The organism is Ignavibacteriales bacterium (assembly GCA_026390815.1).
In the GTDB taxonomy this organism is placed as follows: Bacteria; Bacteroidota; Ignavibacteria; order Ignavibacteriales; family SURF-24; genus JAPLFH01.
The window spans coordinates 149,733-164,905 of sequence record JAPLFH010000046.1 but is presented as its reverse complement, the minus strand read 5'-3'; the positions used below and the strand labels follow the sequence as shown (position 1 = coordinate 164,905).

General features: G+C 34.4%; 11 protein-coding genes. 8 read left to right on the top strand and 3 right to left on the bottom strand.

The genetic code is table 11. From position 1 onward, the window contains the following. Nucleotides 1–116: 116 nt before the first annotated feature. The 3 genes from NTX22_14690 (at nucleotide 117) to NTX22_14680 (ending at nucleotide 5,301) form a co-directional block, all read left to right on the top strand. Nucleotides 117–1,031 carry a hypothetical protein gene (locus NTX22_14690; protein MCX6151768.1) on the top strand — a complete coding sequence of 305 codons (915 nt, stop codon included), beginning with the start codon at nucleotides 117–119 and terminating at the stop codon, nucleotides 1,029–1,031. A gap of 90 nt (nucleotides 1,032–1,121) precedes the next feature. After that, nucleotides 1,122–2,399, top strand: a complete 1,278-nt coding sequence (locus NTX22_14685; protein ID MCX6151767.1) for an MFS transporter — start codon at nucleotides 1,122–1,124, stop codon at nucleotides 2,397–2,399. 1 nt (nucleotide 2,400) lies between these two features. Then, the gene (locus tag NTX22_14680) at nucleotides 2,401–5,301 is read left to right on the top strand and encodes a serine hydrolase (GenBank protein MCX6151766.1); all 2,901 of its coding nucleotides are present in this window, start codon (nucleotides 2,401–2,403) and stop codon (nucleotides 5,299–5,301) included. Nucleotides 5,302–5,381: 80 nt separating this feature from the next. Here NTX22_14680 and NTX22_14675 read toward each other — a convergent pair whose 3' ends face one another. From NTX22_14675 to NTX22_14665, 3 genes are read right to left on the bottom strand one after another with little or no spacing between them, the layout of a single operon-like run. Next, nucleotides 5,382–6,005 carry a hypothetical protein gene (locus NTX22_14675; GenBank protein ID MCX6151765.1) on the bottom strand — a complete coding sequence of 208 codons (624 nt, stop codon included), beginning with the start codon at nucleotides 6,003–6,005 and terminating at the stop codon, nucleotides 5,382–5,384. A gap of 26 nt (nucleotides 6,006–6,031) precedes the next feature. Continuing rightward, a complete protein-coding gene (locus NTX22_14670) occupies nucleotides 6,032–6,952 on the bottom strand; it encodes a DUF4249 family protein (GenBank protein MCX6151764.1) in 921 nt (306 codons plus the stop codon). A 27-nt stretch (nucleotides 6,953–6,979) separates the two neighbouring features. Continuing rightward, nucleotides 6,980–9,325, bottom strand: coding sequence for a TonB-dependent receptor (locus NTX22_14665; GenBank protein MCX6151763.1), 2,346 nt, complete (start codon nucleotides 9,323–9,325; stop codon nucleotides 6,980–6,982). A 176-nt stretch (nucleotides 9,326–9,501) separates the two neighbouring features. On the opposite strand from NTX22_14665, the gene NTX22_14660 reads away from it, so the two are divergent. The 5 genes from NTX22_14660 (at nucleotide 9,502) to NTX22_14640 (ending at nucleotide 15,123) form a co-directional block, all read left to right on the top strand. Then, complete coding sequence (locus NTX22_14660; GenBank protein MCX6151762.1) at nucleotides 9,502–10,422, top strand: ABC transporter ATP-binding protein; 921 nt, start codon at nucleotides 9,502–9,504, stop codon at nucleotides 10,420–10,422. Between the two features lie 2 nt (nucleotides 10,423–10,424). Further along, nucleotides 10,425–11,261: an ABC transporter permease subunit gene (locus NTX22_14655; GenBank protein ID MCX6151761.1), complete on the top strand. Its 837-nt coding sequence runs from the start codon at nucleotides 10,425–10,427 to the stop codon at nucleotides 11,259–11,261. Nucleotides 11,262–11,265: 4 nt separating this feature from the next. Next, entirely contained in the window at nucleotides 11,266–11,952 is a 687-nt protein-coding gene (locus tag NTX22_14650; protein MCX6151760.1) for a hypothetical protein, read from the top strand. A 265-nt stretch (nucleotides 11,953–12,217) separates the two neighbouring features. Further along, a complete protein-coding gene (pruA, locus tag NTX22_14645) occupies nucleotides 12,218–13,768 on the top strand; it encodes an L-glutamate gamma-semialdehyde dehydrogenase (GenBank protein MCX6151759.1) in 1,551 nt (516 codons plus the stop codon). Nucleotides 13,769–13,902: 134 nt separating this feature from the next. After that, entirely contained in the window at nucleotides 13,903–15,123 is a 1,221-nt protein-coding gene (locus NTX22_14640) for a PQQ-binding-like beta-propeller repeat protein (GenBank protein MCX6151758.1), read from the top strand. Nucleotides 15,124–15,173 lie beyond the last annotated feature (50 nt).

Genomic DNA, 15,173 nt, shown 5'->3' with positions numbered 1-15,173 from the left:
GTAAAAATCAAATTTAATTTTATAGCCACCACTGCTTTGGTGGCTTTTTTATTTTTAACTTCCGACAAATTTTTATATTTTGCGGAAGCTATTAACAACTAATAAAGAGATGCTTAATGAAATATCTAATCGGTATGGATGGTGGAGGAACTAAAACTGCTTGTATTGCAACTGATCTTGAAGGAAATATCCTGTACAAATGCACCGGCGGACCGTCTAATTTTTTAATAATTGGGACTGAAAAAGTTTCTGAAATGCTCCTTAGTTTAATTAATGAATGCAAGAATAAGCTAAATGCTGATTACAAAGATTTTCTCTCAATCGTTTTAGGTACAACCGGTGCTGGAAGAAGAATTGATGCAGAAAAACTTGAAAAGGCATTTAATGATTTTGCTAATTCAAAAGGAATACATCTTAACTTTTACGTTGATAGTGATGCACGTATTGCACTGGAAGGTGCATTTTCCGGAAAACCTGGAAGCATTTTAATTGCAGGTACAGGTTCAATTATGTTCGGTAAAGATTCGGAAGGAAAAATCCATCGTGTTGGTGGATTCGGAAGATACATCGGAGATCAGGGCAGCGGATACAACATTGGCAGAAAAGGTTTATCCTTTATGGCAAAGCATTTTGATGGAAGAGGTCATACAACACTTCTTACACACTTGTTTGCAGAAAAATTCAAAGTTGATTCTCCGGAATCACTTATTATAGAAATCTACAAGAATAATTTTGATATAGCATCCGCAGCGCCATTGGTTATTGAAGCTGCCGAAAAAGGTGATGAAATTTGTACTAATATTTTAGATGAAGAAAGTCACGAATTAGTTTTACATATTCTGGCAATGATAAAGAAATTAAATTTGGCAGAATTTAAACTCTCGTTAATTGGTGGAATAATAACTACTGATAATTACTTTTCAAAATTGTTTAAAACTAAAGTTGAAAAACTCATTCCGAACATTTTAATTAAAGCACCAGACTTCCCTCCTACAATGGGAGCAATATTTATGGCAAAAGGTCGGGTTTAAATTTTAATATGAAAATCTATTTTCCCATCAATCTTAATATCTTAAGAACTATCAAAATATATTTTATGAAATTCTACCTGGAGAAAATTTATGGCTAATGAAAAAGTTACAACTCGTAATCCCTGGTCCTTTATTCCTACTCTTTATTTTGCAGAAGGAACGCCTTATATATTAATAAATGCAGTTTCCGTAATTCTTTACAAAAAGATGGGAATTGATAACGCAACAATTGCTGCATGGACAAGTTTACTTTATCTTCCTTGGGTTATCAAAATGTTCTGGGGTCCAATAGTCGATACAAATTCAACAAAAAGGAATTGGATTGTTTTCACTCAACTTGCAATGACGTTTTGTTTAGCTTCGATTGCTTTTTCGCTTCACTTTTCATTTTTCTTTTATCTTTCCCTTGCAGCTTTTTTTATTGGCGCGTTTGTTTCTGCAACTCACGATATTGCCGCGGATGGTTTTTACTTGTTATCCCTTAACAAAGAAAATCAGGCTGGTTTTGTTGGTATAAGATCAACATTCTACCGGCTATCAATGATCTTTGGTCAGGGGTTTTTAGTTTGGCTTGCAGGATTTTTATTATCCAGAACATCAGATCCATCGGACCGGGGAAATATTATAATTAGTTGGACATTCGCTTTTAGTTTAGCGGCAGTTATTTACATTATACTTTTTGTTTATCATAAATTCATTTTACCATATCCGGTTATTGATGCACCTGCACCAAAAGCAAAGGGTGCATTTGCGGATGTTTTTGCTACTTACTTTAAACAGAAAAAAATTGGTGTTATCCTGGCGTTCATATTTCTTTATCGCTTTGGTGAGGCTTTCTTAATAAAGCTGGCATCCCCTTTCTTTTTAGATAAACCGGAAGTAGGCGGATTAGGTTTAACCTTAGAGCAAGTTGGAATTGTTTATGGTACGATCGGTATTGGTTGTTTGCTTGCAGGTGGAATTGTTGGTGGTTTGATAATTAAAAAATACGGTTTAAAAAAATGTCTTTGGCCTATGGCAATTATTATCCAGTTACCTATGTTTGTTTATGTAACTATGTCATTCATAAAACCAGTAGGATTTTTTGCAGCACCTTTCGTTGCCTTTGAACAATTCTCTTATGGTTTTGGTTTTACAGCTTACATGGTTTTTTTAATGTACCTTGCTAACAAAAGCGAATATAAAACTGCGCACTACGCAATATCCACCGGACTTATGGCGGCTGGAATGATGCTCCCCGGATTTGTTGCTGGCTTTTTACAACAGCTTCTTGGCTATCAGAGCTTTTTTATTATGACTTTGTTACTTGGAATTCCTGGAATAATTACTTTATTTTTTATTCCGCTTGAAGAAGACGAAAAGAAATAACATGATCCAAAGCTGTCTAAAAATATTATTCATTTTTCTAATTTTATCCAGTGGAAGTTTTTGCCAGAGCGAGTCTTCCGACTTCGAGTTAAATAAAAAGACTGAAAACTTTTTTCCACAAAATCCTGATCCTTACGTTGCGTTCAAACTATCAACTAAGGAAATTGCTTTAATTGAAAAGACAGTTGGGAAAATGTCTTTAATGGATAAAAGCGCTCAATTGGTTTTTCCGTGGGTTCAAGCTGATTTTATGAATGAAGACTCAAAACAATTCCGCCGACTTGTTCACCTTGTTAAAGATTTAAAAGTTGGCGGACTTATATTTTTTGAAGGCGATATTTTAAACCAGGTTTTTCTAACCAACAAACTTCAGGAGTTAAGCGATATTCCTTTGCTGGTTGCTTCTGATTTTGAACGCGGTTTGGGAATGCGCCTAAAGGAAGCAATCGAGTTTCCGTATAATATGGCGGTAGCCGCCGCTAATGATACAAACCTTACTTACTGGATGGGAAGAATTGTTGCTCAGGAGGCAAAATCAATTGGAGTTTATCAAAATTATGCTCCAATGGTGGATTTGAATGACAACGCTAATAATCCGATTATAAACATACGGGCATTTTCAGAAGACAAAAATCTTACAACAAACCACGCTCTTGCTTTTATTAAAGGAAGCAAAGATGAAAATGTTTTAACAACTGTAAAACATTTTCCCGGACACGGAGCAACAAACGTAGACTCGCATAAAGATTTACCTTTTCTTAATCATACCAAGAAAGAATTTGAAGAAGATGATTTGGTTCCATTCCAGAAGGCTATTAATGCTGGTGTTAAATCTGTAATGATTGGGCATCTTGAAGTTCCAGCTTACGAACCGATTGCCGGAATTCCCGCAACTTTATCAAAAAATATTGTTACAAAATTATTAAAGAAGCAATTTGGATTTACCGGTCTTGTTGTTACCGACGCAATGAACATGAAAGGATTGACAAAAAATTTCGATAACGGTCGTGCAACTGTCTTAGCAATTAAAGCCGGTAATGATTGCATCCTCTTCCCTCCAAACGAAGAAGAATCGATCAAAGCTATTTATAAAGCAGTTGAAAATGGAGAAATAGGAGAAGAACGAATTGACTACAGTGTAAAAAAAATTCTTGCTGCTAAAACCTGGCTGAAAATTGATAAAAGCAAAATAATAAATCCTGATGAAGTTACAAGAATTCTAAATAAAAAATCTCATCTTCGGCTTGCGCAGGATATAGCTGATAAATCAATTACACTTGTTAAAGATGAGAATAAAATAATTCCTGTCTTGCCATCAAGATATGTAAATCCAGTTTGCATTGTTTTAAGCGATCAATATTATTCTCCTCAATATTCCTTTCCAGAATTAACAAGGGAAATTTTTCCAGGTTTAACCGATTTTGCCTTTGGCAGAAGTAATGATGAGGAAGATTTTAATGATGCACTAATTAGTGCGAAAAAAGCTGATCTGATTTTAGTCCCCATATTTTCAAAAGTAAGAGCGGCTTCTAATTCATTTGGGCTGCCGGAAAACCAAATCAAATTTATCAGCAAATTGAACAAGCTAAATAAACCAATTGTTTTTATGAGTCTTGGCAACCCATACATTCTTTCTGAAATGCAAGAAGTTCCAACTTATTTGTGCAGTTATGGCGATCCGCTTGTCTCTCAAAAAGCCATGATTAAAGCAATCGTTGGTAAAATAAACATCACTGGAAAACTTCCAATTTCCATTCCTAATACAAGCTATAAAATCGGAGATGGTTTACAACTTAAAAGTAATGTTCTAATTAGCATTAATAAAGAAGAAGAATCAGGATATAATTTTGATGAACTGGACTCGTTAATGAAAACAGCTTTAAAGGATTCAGTTTTTCCAGGTGGTGTTTTATGTGTCGGTCATAATGGAAAAATAATTTATAAAGAAGCGTTTGGAAAATTCACTTACGACTCTTCATCCGGAAAAATGACAACTGATGCAATTTTCGATCTTGCTTCTGTCTCGAAAGTTATTGGAACAACAACTGCCGCAATGATTTTATTTGATGAAGGGAAATTACAACTTGATAAAAAAGTTGCTGATTATCTTCCCCAATTTGGGAACAATGGGAAAGAAACAATTACTGTAAGAAATTTACTTCTGCACAATTCCGGCTTACCAGAATGGAAACCTTTTTATAAAACCTGTAAGAATGCTGATGAAGTTATTCATTCAATTATGAATACGGAACTCTCCTATCCAATTGGCTCCAAATATCTTTACAGTGATTTAGGAATGATTACGCTTCAGAAAATTATTGAAAAAGTTAGTGGAACAACTCTGGATACATTTTTGAAAGAAAGAGTTTTTAATCCGCTCCAAATGAAAAATACTTTATATAATCCTCCTGTGGAATTAATCAATAGATGTGTTCCAACTGAGATTGATAATTACTGGAGAATGACTACACTCCAGGGAAAAGTACACGATGAAACCGCCTATTTACTTGGTGGAGTTGCCGGGCATGCCGGCTTGTTTTCTACTGCTGGTGATCTTGCAATCTTTCTTCAAATGATGCTTCAGAAAGGCAAATATGATACCTTGCAAATTATAATACCTTCAACTGAAAATTCATGGACAACAAAGCAAACAGATCAAAGCTCCAGAGGATTAGGGTGGGATACAAAATCAAGTCCGGGTACATCTGCGGGAAATTTATTCTCATTGAATTCATTCGGGCATACCGGATTTACAGGAACTTCTGTGTGGGTGGATAAAGAAAAAGATTTGTTTGTTGTTCTTTTAACTAACCGGGTTTATCCAACAAGGAACAATTTAAGAATCAGTAAATTCCGCCCTAAAATTCATGATGCAGTAGTTAGAGCAATTTCTTACAATTAAATTTCATTGTATTTCTCCGCGTTACTTTTTCTTTTAATGCATTGGCTAAAAGTAAGCACGGAGAAATACAAAATTATATTTTAGAAACGTCCGAACTTAAATGATAAATTTGCAGAAACGCCGCTCAAATCAGAATTTTTAATTCCAATAAGATTTAGACCGGTAATCATTCTGTAAGAAACACCGGCATCAATTCTAAAGAATGAAGTAACATTCATTTCAGCATTAATAGTGGGCTCAACTACAAAGAAAGCATCACTTGCAACCATATCATCTTCGCGGTCAAATTCCCAATCATCTCGATGAACTTTTTCAACATATTTTAATTCGCCTCCACCAATTAATGCAGAGGCTGATAAATGAACCAGATCATTTGGTCTCCAAACATATTCCAAATAACCACCACCATATGCAAAGTTCATGTAAAGTTGCGGACCTCTGTTATATGTATTCTGCGCGACTTCACTTACTTTAATTTTATTTGTAAGTCCAAAGCCTCCAGCACCAAGTACATACTGATGATTAACAACCCATCCAATATAACCACCGGCAAGCGCAGCAAATTCATTATTCAGGTTGGTAAATCTAACGCTTGGAGCAATATATCCACCATGTTCTAATTCACCGTTCAATAATGTTTCCTCCTGTGGATGTACAACAGAAGCTAACCCGATTAAAAATATAATTACAAATAGTTTTTTCATTACAGCACCTCTTAATTAGTTTTTATTTATTTAGTTATTGTAAAATAAACTGTGTCAGCAACAGCAGAACCAAAAACTCCTATTCCATCACCATCGATATGTAGTTTTGGTTCGTGGAAATTACCATCCATTTCCTGAACATTGTCCTGAGTAAGAAAGAAATCTTTAAAATTCTTATCTCCTGCATAAACAATTGCCCGGTATTTACCATAAAACCATATTGAAGTCCACTCAATATCTATATTCAGTTTTTCAGCATAGGGATTAAAATTCTGCAACGTATATGATGAATTTGTGTATCGACTGAAATTATCCTTTATGTCATTTGTATCAGGTTTAAAATAAGGATTTTCATAAATGAAATTATTTAAACTGAGTATAGATAAATTCGCACACACAGACAGTGCGTAAAATTCAGCACCATATGAAAGTGTAAAACTAATATTATATTTTTTTAAATTTCCTTCAGTATCTTTTTCTCTGTAAGATAATGAACTTTCCGGATTGTCAACTATCTTTAATCCTTTCTCAGGAACCTTTGTAGTAGAGCTTGCATACAGATTTTTTCCATCAATTGTTGCCCAGACTTCCAGCTTATAACTTTTACCATATTCTACCGGTGTATACACCGGGACAAAAAAGGTGAAGTAACTTGGTTCATACTTTAATATGTACTCGTGTCCGTCAGATAGATCGCTTATTTTTACAATTGCGTCTTTTAACACAATTGTTTCAAAATCCACTTGTTTGTTAAGAGGCATATTTCTCGAAATCCTTATGTCTCCAATTTGATGTCCAGGGTAAAGATAACCTTCAACAACTATTTTTGGTTCATACTTAGATTGGGTTAAATCAACAGTACCTTCACCGCAGGCGGAAAAGAAAAAGGTTGTTAATATCATAACCAGTATTTTCCATTCAATATTTATACTTTTCAAAATTTTCATTTAACTTCTCATTTAATTCTTGGTAGATTAGAATTTAATATTAACTCCGATGCTTGGCAGCATCGGGAACATATTAATCGTTTCTATTTTCTGAGTGAAAATATTATCTTTTATTTCATTATCGTAATTGATGAACCATACATTTTTTCTATTTCCAACATTAAAGATCTGCAGATATGGTGCAAGCGTCCAACCATTATAGTGTTTTTCATAAGTAACAATTATATCCATCCTGATGTAAGGTGGAAGACGCAAAGTATTTAACTCAGAAGGATAAAGTGACAGCCCATTTGAATTATCATTCCAATCAGGAAGTTTGTTAACTGCATATGCAGAAGTTGGTATTGTCATTGGTTGCCCGGTTGCATAGATAAAATTAATTCCCAGCAGCCAGTTAGATGTTCTTTCAACTCCGGATATTCCTTTCAGTTCATCAAAGAATTGTTTTATATCTACGTTTGCTACAACATTAACAGTTGACGTTCTATCGTGCCTTGGGGAGAAAGATTTTCCATGGTTCAAATCATCAAAAATATATTTCGTTTTTGCAAGCGAATAACCGAGCCAACCTGTTATAGCCCCATAATCCTTTCTAAGTAAAACCTCTATTCCATAGGATTCACCATCGCCTCTGTTAAACATTCCTTTGGTTTCTGTATAAACTGGCAAATTATCGCCGGTATAATAATCAGCAGAAATTTCTGTAAGCATTGTTTGGTTAAAGGAATAAATATCTTTATACTTTTTATAGTAAGCCTCAACTTCAAGTTCGTAAATCTGGTTTATTTCTTTCTGGTATCCCAAAATGAAATGATAAGATTTGGAACCGGAAGTGTATTGATCTGCTGAAGTCCAGAGACTTGCAAAGAACATGCGCGGAACCCGATTTAAATATTGATGATAAATTCCTGATGAAAATTTTAGGTTGGAAGTTTCTGTTAATCGGTACTTGATTGCGAATCTTGGATCAAGATTTTGATAATGTTTATCAGTTCTAAAATAATCGTACCTTAAGCCACCTTCAATATCAAAATTATCACTTGGGCGCCAGTTTGTGGTAACATATCCTGTATAATGATTCCTGTACTTGTTTGCATCTACCTTTCCACCTTGAAAGTTCTCATACAGTACTCCGTGTAAATTTTTCTCTTCAAAACCAAACTTTATAATAAAGTGTTTGGAATAGTAGTATTCCATATTTCCCTTAACAGAATAATCACTAATCTTATTGTATTCCTCTAAGTTGGCTTCATCATAAGTAAATAATGATGTAAACCGACTTGCGGTTATCCAGAAATTGGCAAATAATTTTGGAGTGATAATTCGCTTCCAGTTTATACTGCCGGTTGTATTTCCCCAATCATAATGAAAACCTAAAGATTCGCTTGCTTTAGTATCGAATTTATAATCAAGGTTATCCTTTCCGCCATAAAAACTCAAAACAAGCTTATCTTTTTCACCCAGGTCCAAAAATGTTTTTATATTTCCATCATAAAAATAATATGGAGGAATCTCATCAATAAATTTTGCAAGTGTTTGATCCAGATAAGTTCTTCTGAATGATCCAGAGATAGAGCCAAAATTTCCCAGCGGTGCTTGCAGTGTAGTTGCGCCGGATAATAAACTGATTGAAACATCGCCCTGAATATTATTCCTGTTTCCATCCAGGTTTGTTACACTAAGAATTGAAGAAAGCCTTCCACCATACTCTGCGTTGAAACCGCCTTTAGATAATTCAATTTTTTTAATTGCATTAGTATTAAAAGTTGAGAATAAACCGAATGCATGCTCTGGATTATAAACATCTGTTCCGTCAATCTGGTAAAGATTTTGATCTGGTGTTCCGCCTCTAACATACAAAGCAGATGAAAAATCTGAGAGAGGTTGTATGCCCGGCAATGTTTGAAGTGATCGCAAAAGATCTGCTTCAATTACTCTTGGTATGCTGTTTATCTGTTTAGCATTCAATTCAATTTTAGAAATTGGTTTTACAAACAGCTTTTCAATTGTTCTGATAGAATCACCGGTGATGACAACTTCCTTTGTTTGAACAGCACTCGGATCAAGTTTGAACTTAAGAATTTCATTTTCATCTATACTTACAAATAAATTTTTCAATTGAGTTTTGTATCCAATATAGCTTATAACAAGAGTTTGATTTCCGGTTGGAGTATTTGGAATTACAAAATAACCGCTAAGGTTTGTAGTTGCACCAACATTCAAATCCTTTAAATATACGCTGGCTCCTATTAGTCCTTCTCCATTTGAGGAATCATATACATATCCGCTCAAAGTACCATGATTTTCTGTCTGAGCATTCGCTTGAAAAGTAAATGAAAGAACCAAAATTATCATCAAAAACAGTTTCGTCATTTCTCTCCTGGTAAATTATCTTGAATTTGAGATGTAATAATATGAACTAAACATAATTTTAAATAGTCTAAATCGGTAAACAGCAAATTTTTATCGGTGAAAATTTCTTAATATTAAATAATTTTTTTTTATTTTGACGTACAACTTTTGTGTATGTTTCAAAAAAGTTTGAGGAAATGTTGAATCAAGAAAAAGTGATTGAAGTAAACGGGCTTACCAAGCAGTTCAAGGAAGTAAGAGCTGTAGATAATCTTAACCTAAATGTATTTAAGGGTGATGTATTTGGTTTTCTTGGTCCAAATGGTGCTGGTAAAAGCACAACTATAAGAATGCTGCTTACATTGATTCGACCAACTGCCGGACAAATTAAAATTTTTGATAAAAAATTAAAAGAAAAACGAAAGGAAATTTTACGCAGGATAGGTGCTATTGTTGAAAAACCTGATTTCTACCTTTATCTTTCCGCTTACAAAAATCTTGAGATTCTTGGAAAAATTTCCGGCGCAGATACAACCTCAAAAAAAATAATGGAATTGTTAGAGTTGGTTGGCTTAGAAAAAAGATTTAAAAGCAAAGTAAAAACGTTTTCGCATGGAATGAAACAAAGACTTGGATTAGCCCAGGCGCTTCTGCACGATCCTGACTTAATAATTCTTGATGAACCAACAACTGGACTCGATCCACAAGGTATGAAAGAAATCCGAGATCTGATCATCCACCTGAGCAAAGATAGAGGAAAAACGGTTTTTCTTTCATCGCATATACTTTCCGAAGTTGAACTGATTGCAAACAGAATGATAATTATAAATAAAGGATCAACTATTGTAGAAGGGAATGTTCAGGATATTCTTAACTCAGGAAATTTAAAAGTAAAGATTGAAGTTGATAGCATAGAAGAAACTATGAAACTTATTAATAACTCGGGGTGGAAAGAAAAATTATACTCAAATACAGAATCAGCAATGTTCTTCAATGTAATAAAAGATGAAATTCCTGAACTCAATAAATACCTGGTTCAAAATAACATTTTAGTAAATGCAGTTGTACCCATTAGATCGCTTGAAGAATACTTTCTAACAATAACCGAAGGAAATTAGTGATGTTTCAATTGATATCTATCGAGCTATATAAAATTTTTAGAAAGTGGCGAACCTATATTGGATTTATTGCTATTGGTGTTCTTGTTCCTTTAATTCATCTTTCGTTTTATCTTGCACAGCAGAGCGGTTCAAATTTTGCTCCAAGAAACATAACAGAAAATTTTGTTTTTTCGGGCAACATTTTAAACGGATATTTTATTGGGTACATAGTTCTTCAAAGTTTGTTTGTTCATATTCCATTTTTAATTGTCTTAGTTGGTGGCGATCTGCTTGCCGGTGAAGCAACCAGCGGCACTTACCGAATGTTAATCACTCGTCCGGTTTCCAGGTTTCAGATTGTTACTTCAAAATTTCTGGCAGGAATAGTTACAACAATTTTATTACTTCTGTGGTTAGCTGTTACTAGTCTTGGACTTGGTGTTTTATTTTTTGGGACAGGCGTACTTTTCGTTTTTAAGGGACAGATAATCGTCCTTTCTCAGAATGATGTGCTGTGGCGCTTCTTTGCTGCATATGGCTTTGGTGTTTTAAGCATGACTGTGGTAGTTTCACTCGCATTTTTATTTTCCTCTTTAGTTGAAAATGCTATCGGTCCAATTGTGGCAACCATGGCGGTTCTGATTGTCTTTATGATTATTTCTGTAATTCAAGTTGATATTTTTACATCAATAAAACCATACCTGTTTACCAATTATATGGCTGGTTGGTTATCTTTTTTTGATGATCCAATTGATAAGCAAGCATTGATAAAAGATTCCCTGGTGTTAGGCGGACATGTTTTAGGATTTTATTTAATTACGTTATTCATATTTTTAAGAAAAGATATTTTGAGTTGATATTATGAAAAAAATAATTCTATTCACCTTCATTTTAACTGCAAGTCTTTATTCCCAAACCAAAGATCCCAATGCAATTTTAAACAAGGTAAAAGAAAATTTCAATCGAGTTAAAGATTACTCGGTTACTGCCAATATTAAAGTTGATGTTGATTTTATAAAAGTCCCTGATATGAAAGCAACAATTTATTTTAAGCAGCCCAATAAAGTTAAAATGGATTCAAAGGAATTTGCTATGCTGCCAAGAAGAGCATATAACTTTTCGCCTACCGGGTTGTTGAACCAAAACTACAGTGCGCTTTTTGTTGGATATGAAAAGTTGGATGGGAAAGATGTAGCTGTTGTTAAAGTTATTCCCAATACGGATAGTTCGGATGTAGTTCTTTCAAAGTTATGGATCGATAATCAAAAAAATCTTGTTAGGAAAGTTGAATCTGTAGGTAAGCGCGGTGGTACAAGCCAGATTGAATTGAAGTACGACGAGAATATTTCATATCCGTTACCAAGCACAATTAAGTTTTACTTTGAGCTGCCAAAGTCAAACTTCCAGGATCCCCGCCAAAAGAAAATTGAAGTAGAAAAAAAAGATTCTCCTAAAACTAAAGAAAAAGGAATGGTGCTAATTACGTATTCTGACTATAAAGTTAACAAAGGAATTTCCGATTCTTTTTTTATTGAAAAGAAAAAGTAATGTCTAATAAAATTAGAAATGTGAGCCGATAGATTTGAGATTAGGATAGTTATTTAGGAATTAACATCTCTCGTTCAACTTCTTTCGTTTAACCTCTGACGTTTTTACTTTATACGAAACCTCTTTTTCACTTCCATTTTGTTTTCATAAAAACTCCGCTCGGATAAATTATTTCCATCATCTTTTTCAAATTGCTAATCAATACCAAATGAGCTAATTTTAAACAATTTTAATCCAGCAAAAAAGAAATATTGGAGACTAAAAAATGAAATTGACACCATTCAAAAACGAACCAATCTGTAACTTTGGCGATCCCAAAATTTACAAGAAACAAATTGATGCACTTAAACTTGTCCAGAAAAAATTAGGCAAGACTTATGAAATCGTTATTGGCGGAAAGAAGATAATAACCGAGCAAACTCTTACTTCATTTAATCCTTCTAACAAAGATGAAGTTGTTGCTAATTTTTATAAAGGTACAAAAGAACTTGCTGATTTTGCTGTTAAAGAAGCCGCAAAGAAATTTGAACAATGGAAATATGTTCCAGCCGAAAAGAGAGTTGAAATTTTAATGAAGGCTGCGCAAATAGCTAAGAAAAGAAGATTTGAAATTAATGCCTGGATGATTATTGAAGCTGGCAAAAATTTTATTGAAGCTGATGCAGATACAGCAGAAGCAATCGACTTTATGGAATTTTACGCAAGAGAAATGCTCCGCTATGCCGCTAAACAACCAATCACTCCAATTAAAGGTGAAAAGAATGAATTGGTTTATTTACCGCTTGGAGTTGGCGTAGTTGTTCCTCCCTGGAATTTTCCATTTGCTATTTTAGTTGGAATGTCATCAGCCGCTATTGTTACAGGAAATACTATTGTTCTCAAACCATCAAGCGATACGCCGATGATGGGACAATTATTTTTTGAAATAATGAAACAAGCTGGATTACCTGGTGGAGTTCTTAACTTTATGCCAGGCTCTGGTGCTGAAGTTGGAGATACTTTGGTTGCTCATCCGCTTACACGTTTCATTTCCTTTACTGGTTCAATGGAAGTTGGAATTCATATAAATAAATTGGCAGCAGAAGTTCAGCCAGGACAAAAATGGTTGAAACGAGTTGTGGCTGAAATGGGTGGTAAGGACAGCATTATTGTTGATAGTGAAGTTAAGAATCTTGATAACGCAGTTAGCGGTGTTGTTGCTTCAGCATATGGTTTCCAAGGGCAAAAATGCTCAGCCTGTTCCAGAGTAATTGTTGATGCAAAAGTATATGATAAATTTATTGTAAAGCTGAAAGAAGAAGTTGATAAAATTAAAGTTGGTCCTGCTAAAGATAATTATCCTGCTGGTCCCGTGATTGGCGCCTCCGCTGAAAGAACAATTTTAAAGTACATTGAAATAGGTAAACAGGAAGGCAAACTTTTATGCGGTGGTGAAAAGGTTGAAGGAAACGGATACTACATTAAACCTACGGTTATTGTTGATGTTGATCCAATGGCAAGAATTTCCCAGGAAGAAATTTTCGGTCCTGTGCTTGCAGTAATTAAAGTAAAAAACTTTGATGACGCATTAAAAATTGCAAACAATACAAACTACGGTTTAACGGGAGCTATTTATACAAAGAACAGAACAAAATTAGAAAGAGCAAAGAAGGAATTCTTTGTTGGCAACTTATACTTAAACAGAAAATGTACAGGAGCATTGGTTGGCGGAAATCCATTTGGTGGATTTAATATGAGCGGAACCGACAGTAAAGCCGGCGGAAGAGATTATTTGCTTCTCTTCCAGCAGGCAAAAGCTATAAGCGAAAAAATATAAGCCTACTCCTAAATACCTGCCTGTCGGCCAGGCAGGCTCTCCCCAAGGGAGAGGATTTTTTTAAGAAGATTTCAAGTTGTCCTGTGTTATCTTTTAAAATTTTTATCTTGCTTTTGAATTTAATGCGTACAAAAATGAAAAAGTTATTTCTTTTACTTATTACTTTTCTCTTCTCACTTATTGGTTGTAAAGACGAAGGAACTAAACCGCAGGAGTTACCGCCAGGATACCAGCAGGATATTCCCTGGCCCAGCCTTGCAGATTCTCCCTGGCCAATGAACCATCACGATCCTCAATCGACAGGAAGAGGCGATCAAGTGGGCGCATTGTCAGGAGTTATCGAGTGGACCCTAGACAGCTTGGATTTACACAGTGGGAGCGCAGTTGGAATCGATTCCACTATTTATATTTCCGATACTCGTTTTCTAAGAGCAATTAGTTTCAATGGTAAAATCAAATGGAAATTAGAATTGGGACATCAAACGTTAACAACACCCGTTATATCAAACGATGGAACAATTTATATTATCTACCCACCTTATGTTTATGGCATCGAACCAACAGGTAAAATTAAATGGAAGTTTGCGGCAGATAATACTATCGATAATGACGGATTAAATATTGGGAAAGATGGGACATTATATTTTATAGATTCTGGTAATAAATTATATGCTTTAGGAAAAGATGGTAATTTGAAATGGAGCTTAATTGATTATAGATTTGTTAGCGGAACTCCCACATCTATTTCACCTGATGGAGGAACGTTATATGTATCGGGAACAAATACTGGTATCATTGCAATTGATTTATTTACCAAAATGGTTAAATGGTCATTTGGTGAAATGAATACTGGAGGTGCTGCACCTTTGATAGATAATGATGGAAATATTTATTTAACGACTAGTGATATAAATACTATTTCTGGAAACCCGGCATTTTTTTCTATCAATACCTCAGGAAAAATCAGATGGTTTATTCAGCATAATCAATTTTATAAATTTAGTGGTGAGCCTATGTTACCATCACATCCAGAGCCAACGATGGATCATAAAGGTAACATTTATTTTGGCTCGGATACATTATACTCTATTGATTATACTGGAAAAATACGATGGAAGAAAAATCTTATGGCATCTTCTGCACTTGCATTAATATGCGATAAAGATAACTACATTTATTTTGCTAAAGATTATGCCCACCACGGTAATTTTGATTTAAATAAAATTAATAGTGATGGTGATATTATTTGGTCAATGAAAAACATTATAGGTGAATCTTCTAGTTCATCACCTGCGATAATAAATAATAAGATAATTATCCCGACACACGATAAATACATTCATTCAATAAAATAATAAGAAAAGTTTCTGGAATAGAATTCATTTCAGTCACTTTTCATGCGGAA

Excerpts from the sequence above, each read along its gene's own strand:
- NTX22_14690 (MCX6151768.1), top strand. The coding sequence starts at position 117 with ATGAAATATCTAATCGGTATGGATGGTGGAGGAACTAAAACTGCTTGT.
- NTX22_14685 (MCX6151767.1), top strand. The coding sequence starts at position 1,122 with ATGGCTAATGAAAAAGTTACAACTCGTAATCCCTGGTCCTTTATTCCT.
- NTX22_14680 (MCX6151766.1), top strand. The coding sequence starts at position 2,401 with ATGATCCAAAGCTGTCTAAAAATATTATTCATTTTTCTAATTTTATCC.
- NTX22_14675 (MCX6151765.1), bottom strand. The coding sequence starts at position 6,005 with ATGAAAAAACTATTTGTAATTATATTTTTAATCGGGTTAGCTTCTGTT.
- NTX22_14670 (MCX6151764.1), bottom strand. The coding sequence starts at position 6,952 with ATGAAAATTTTGAAAAGTATAAATATTGAATGGAAAATACTGGTTATG.
- NTX22_14665 (MCX6151763.1), bottom strand. The coding sequence starts at position 9,325 with ATGACGAAACTGTTTTTGATGATAATTTTGGTTCTTTCATTTACTTTT.
- NTX22_14660 (MCX6151762.1), top strand. The coding sequence starts at position 9,502 with ATGTTGAATCAAGAAAAAGTGATTGAAGTAAACGGGCTTACCAAGCAG.
- NTX22_14655 (MCX6151761.1), top strand. The coding sequence starts at position 10,425 with ATGTTTCAATTGATATCTATCGAGCTATATAAAATTTTTAGAAAGTGG.
- NTX22_14650 (MCX6151760.1), top strand. The coding sequence starts at position 11,266 with ATGAAAAAAATAATTCTATTCACCTTCATTTTAACTGCAAGTCTTTAT.
- pruA (MCX6151759.1), top strand. The coding sequence starts at position 12,218 with ATGAAATTGACACCATTCAAAAACGAACCAATCTGTAACTTTGGCGAT.
- NTX22_14640 (MCX6151758.1), top strand. The coding sequence starts at position 13,903 with ATGAAAAAGTTATTTCTTTTACTTATTACTTTTCTCTTCTCACTTATT.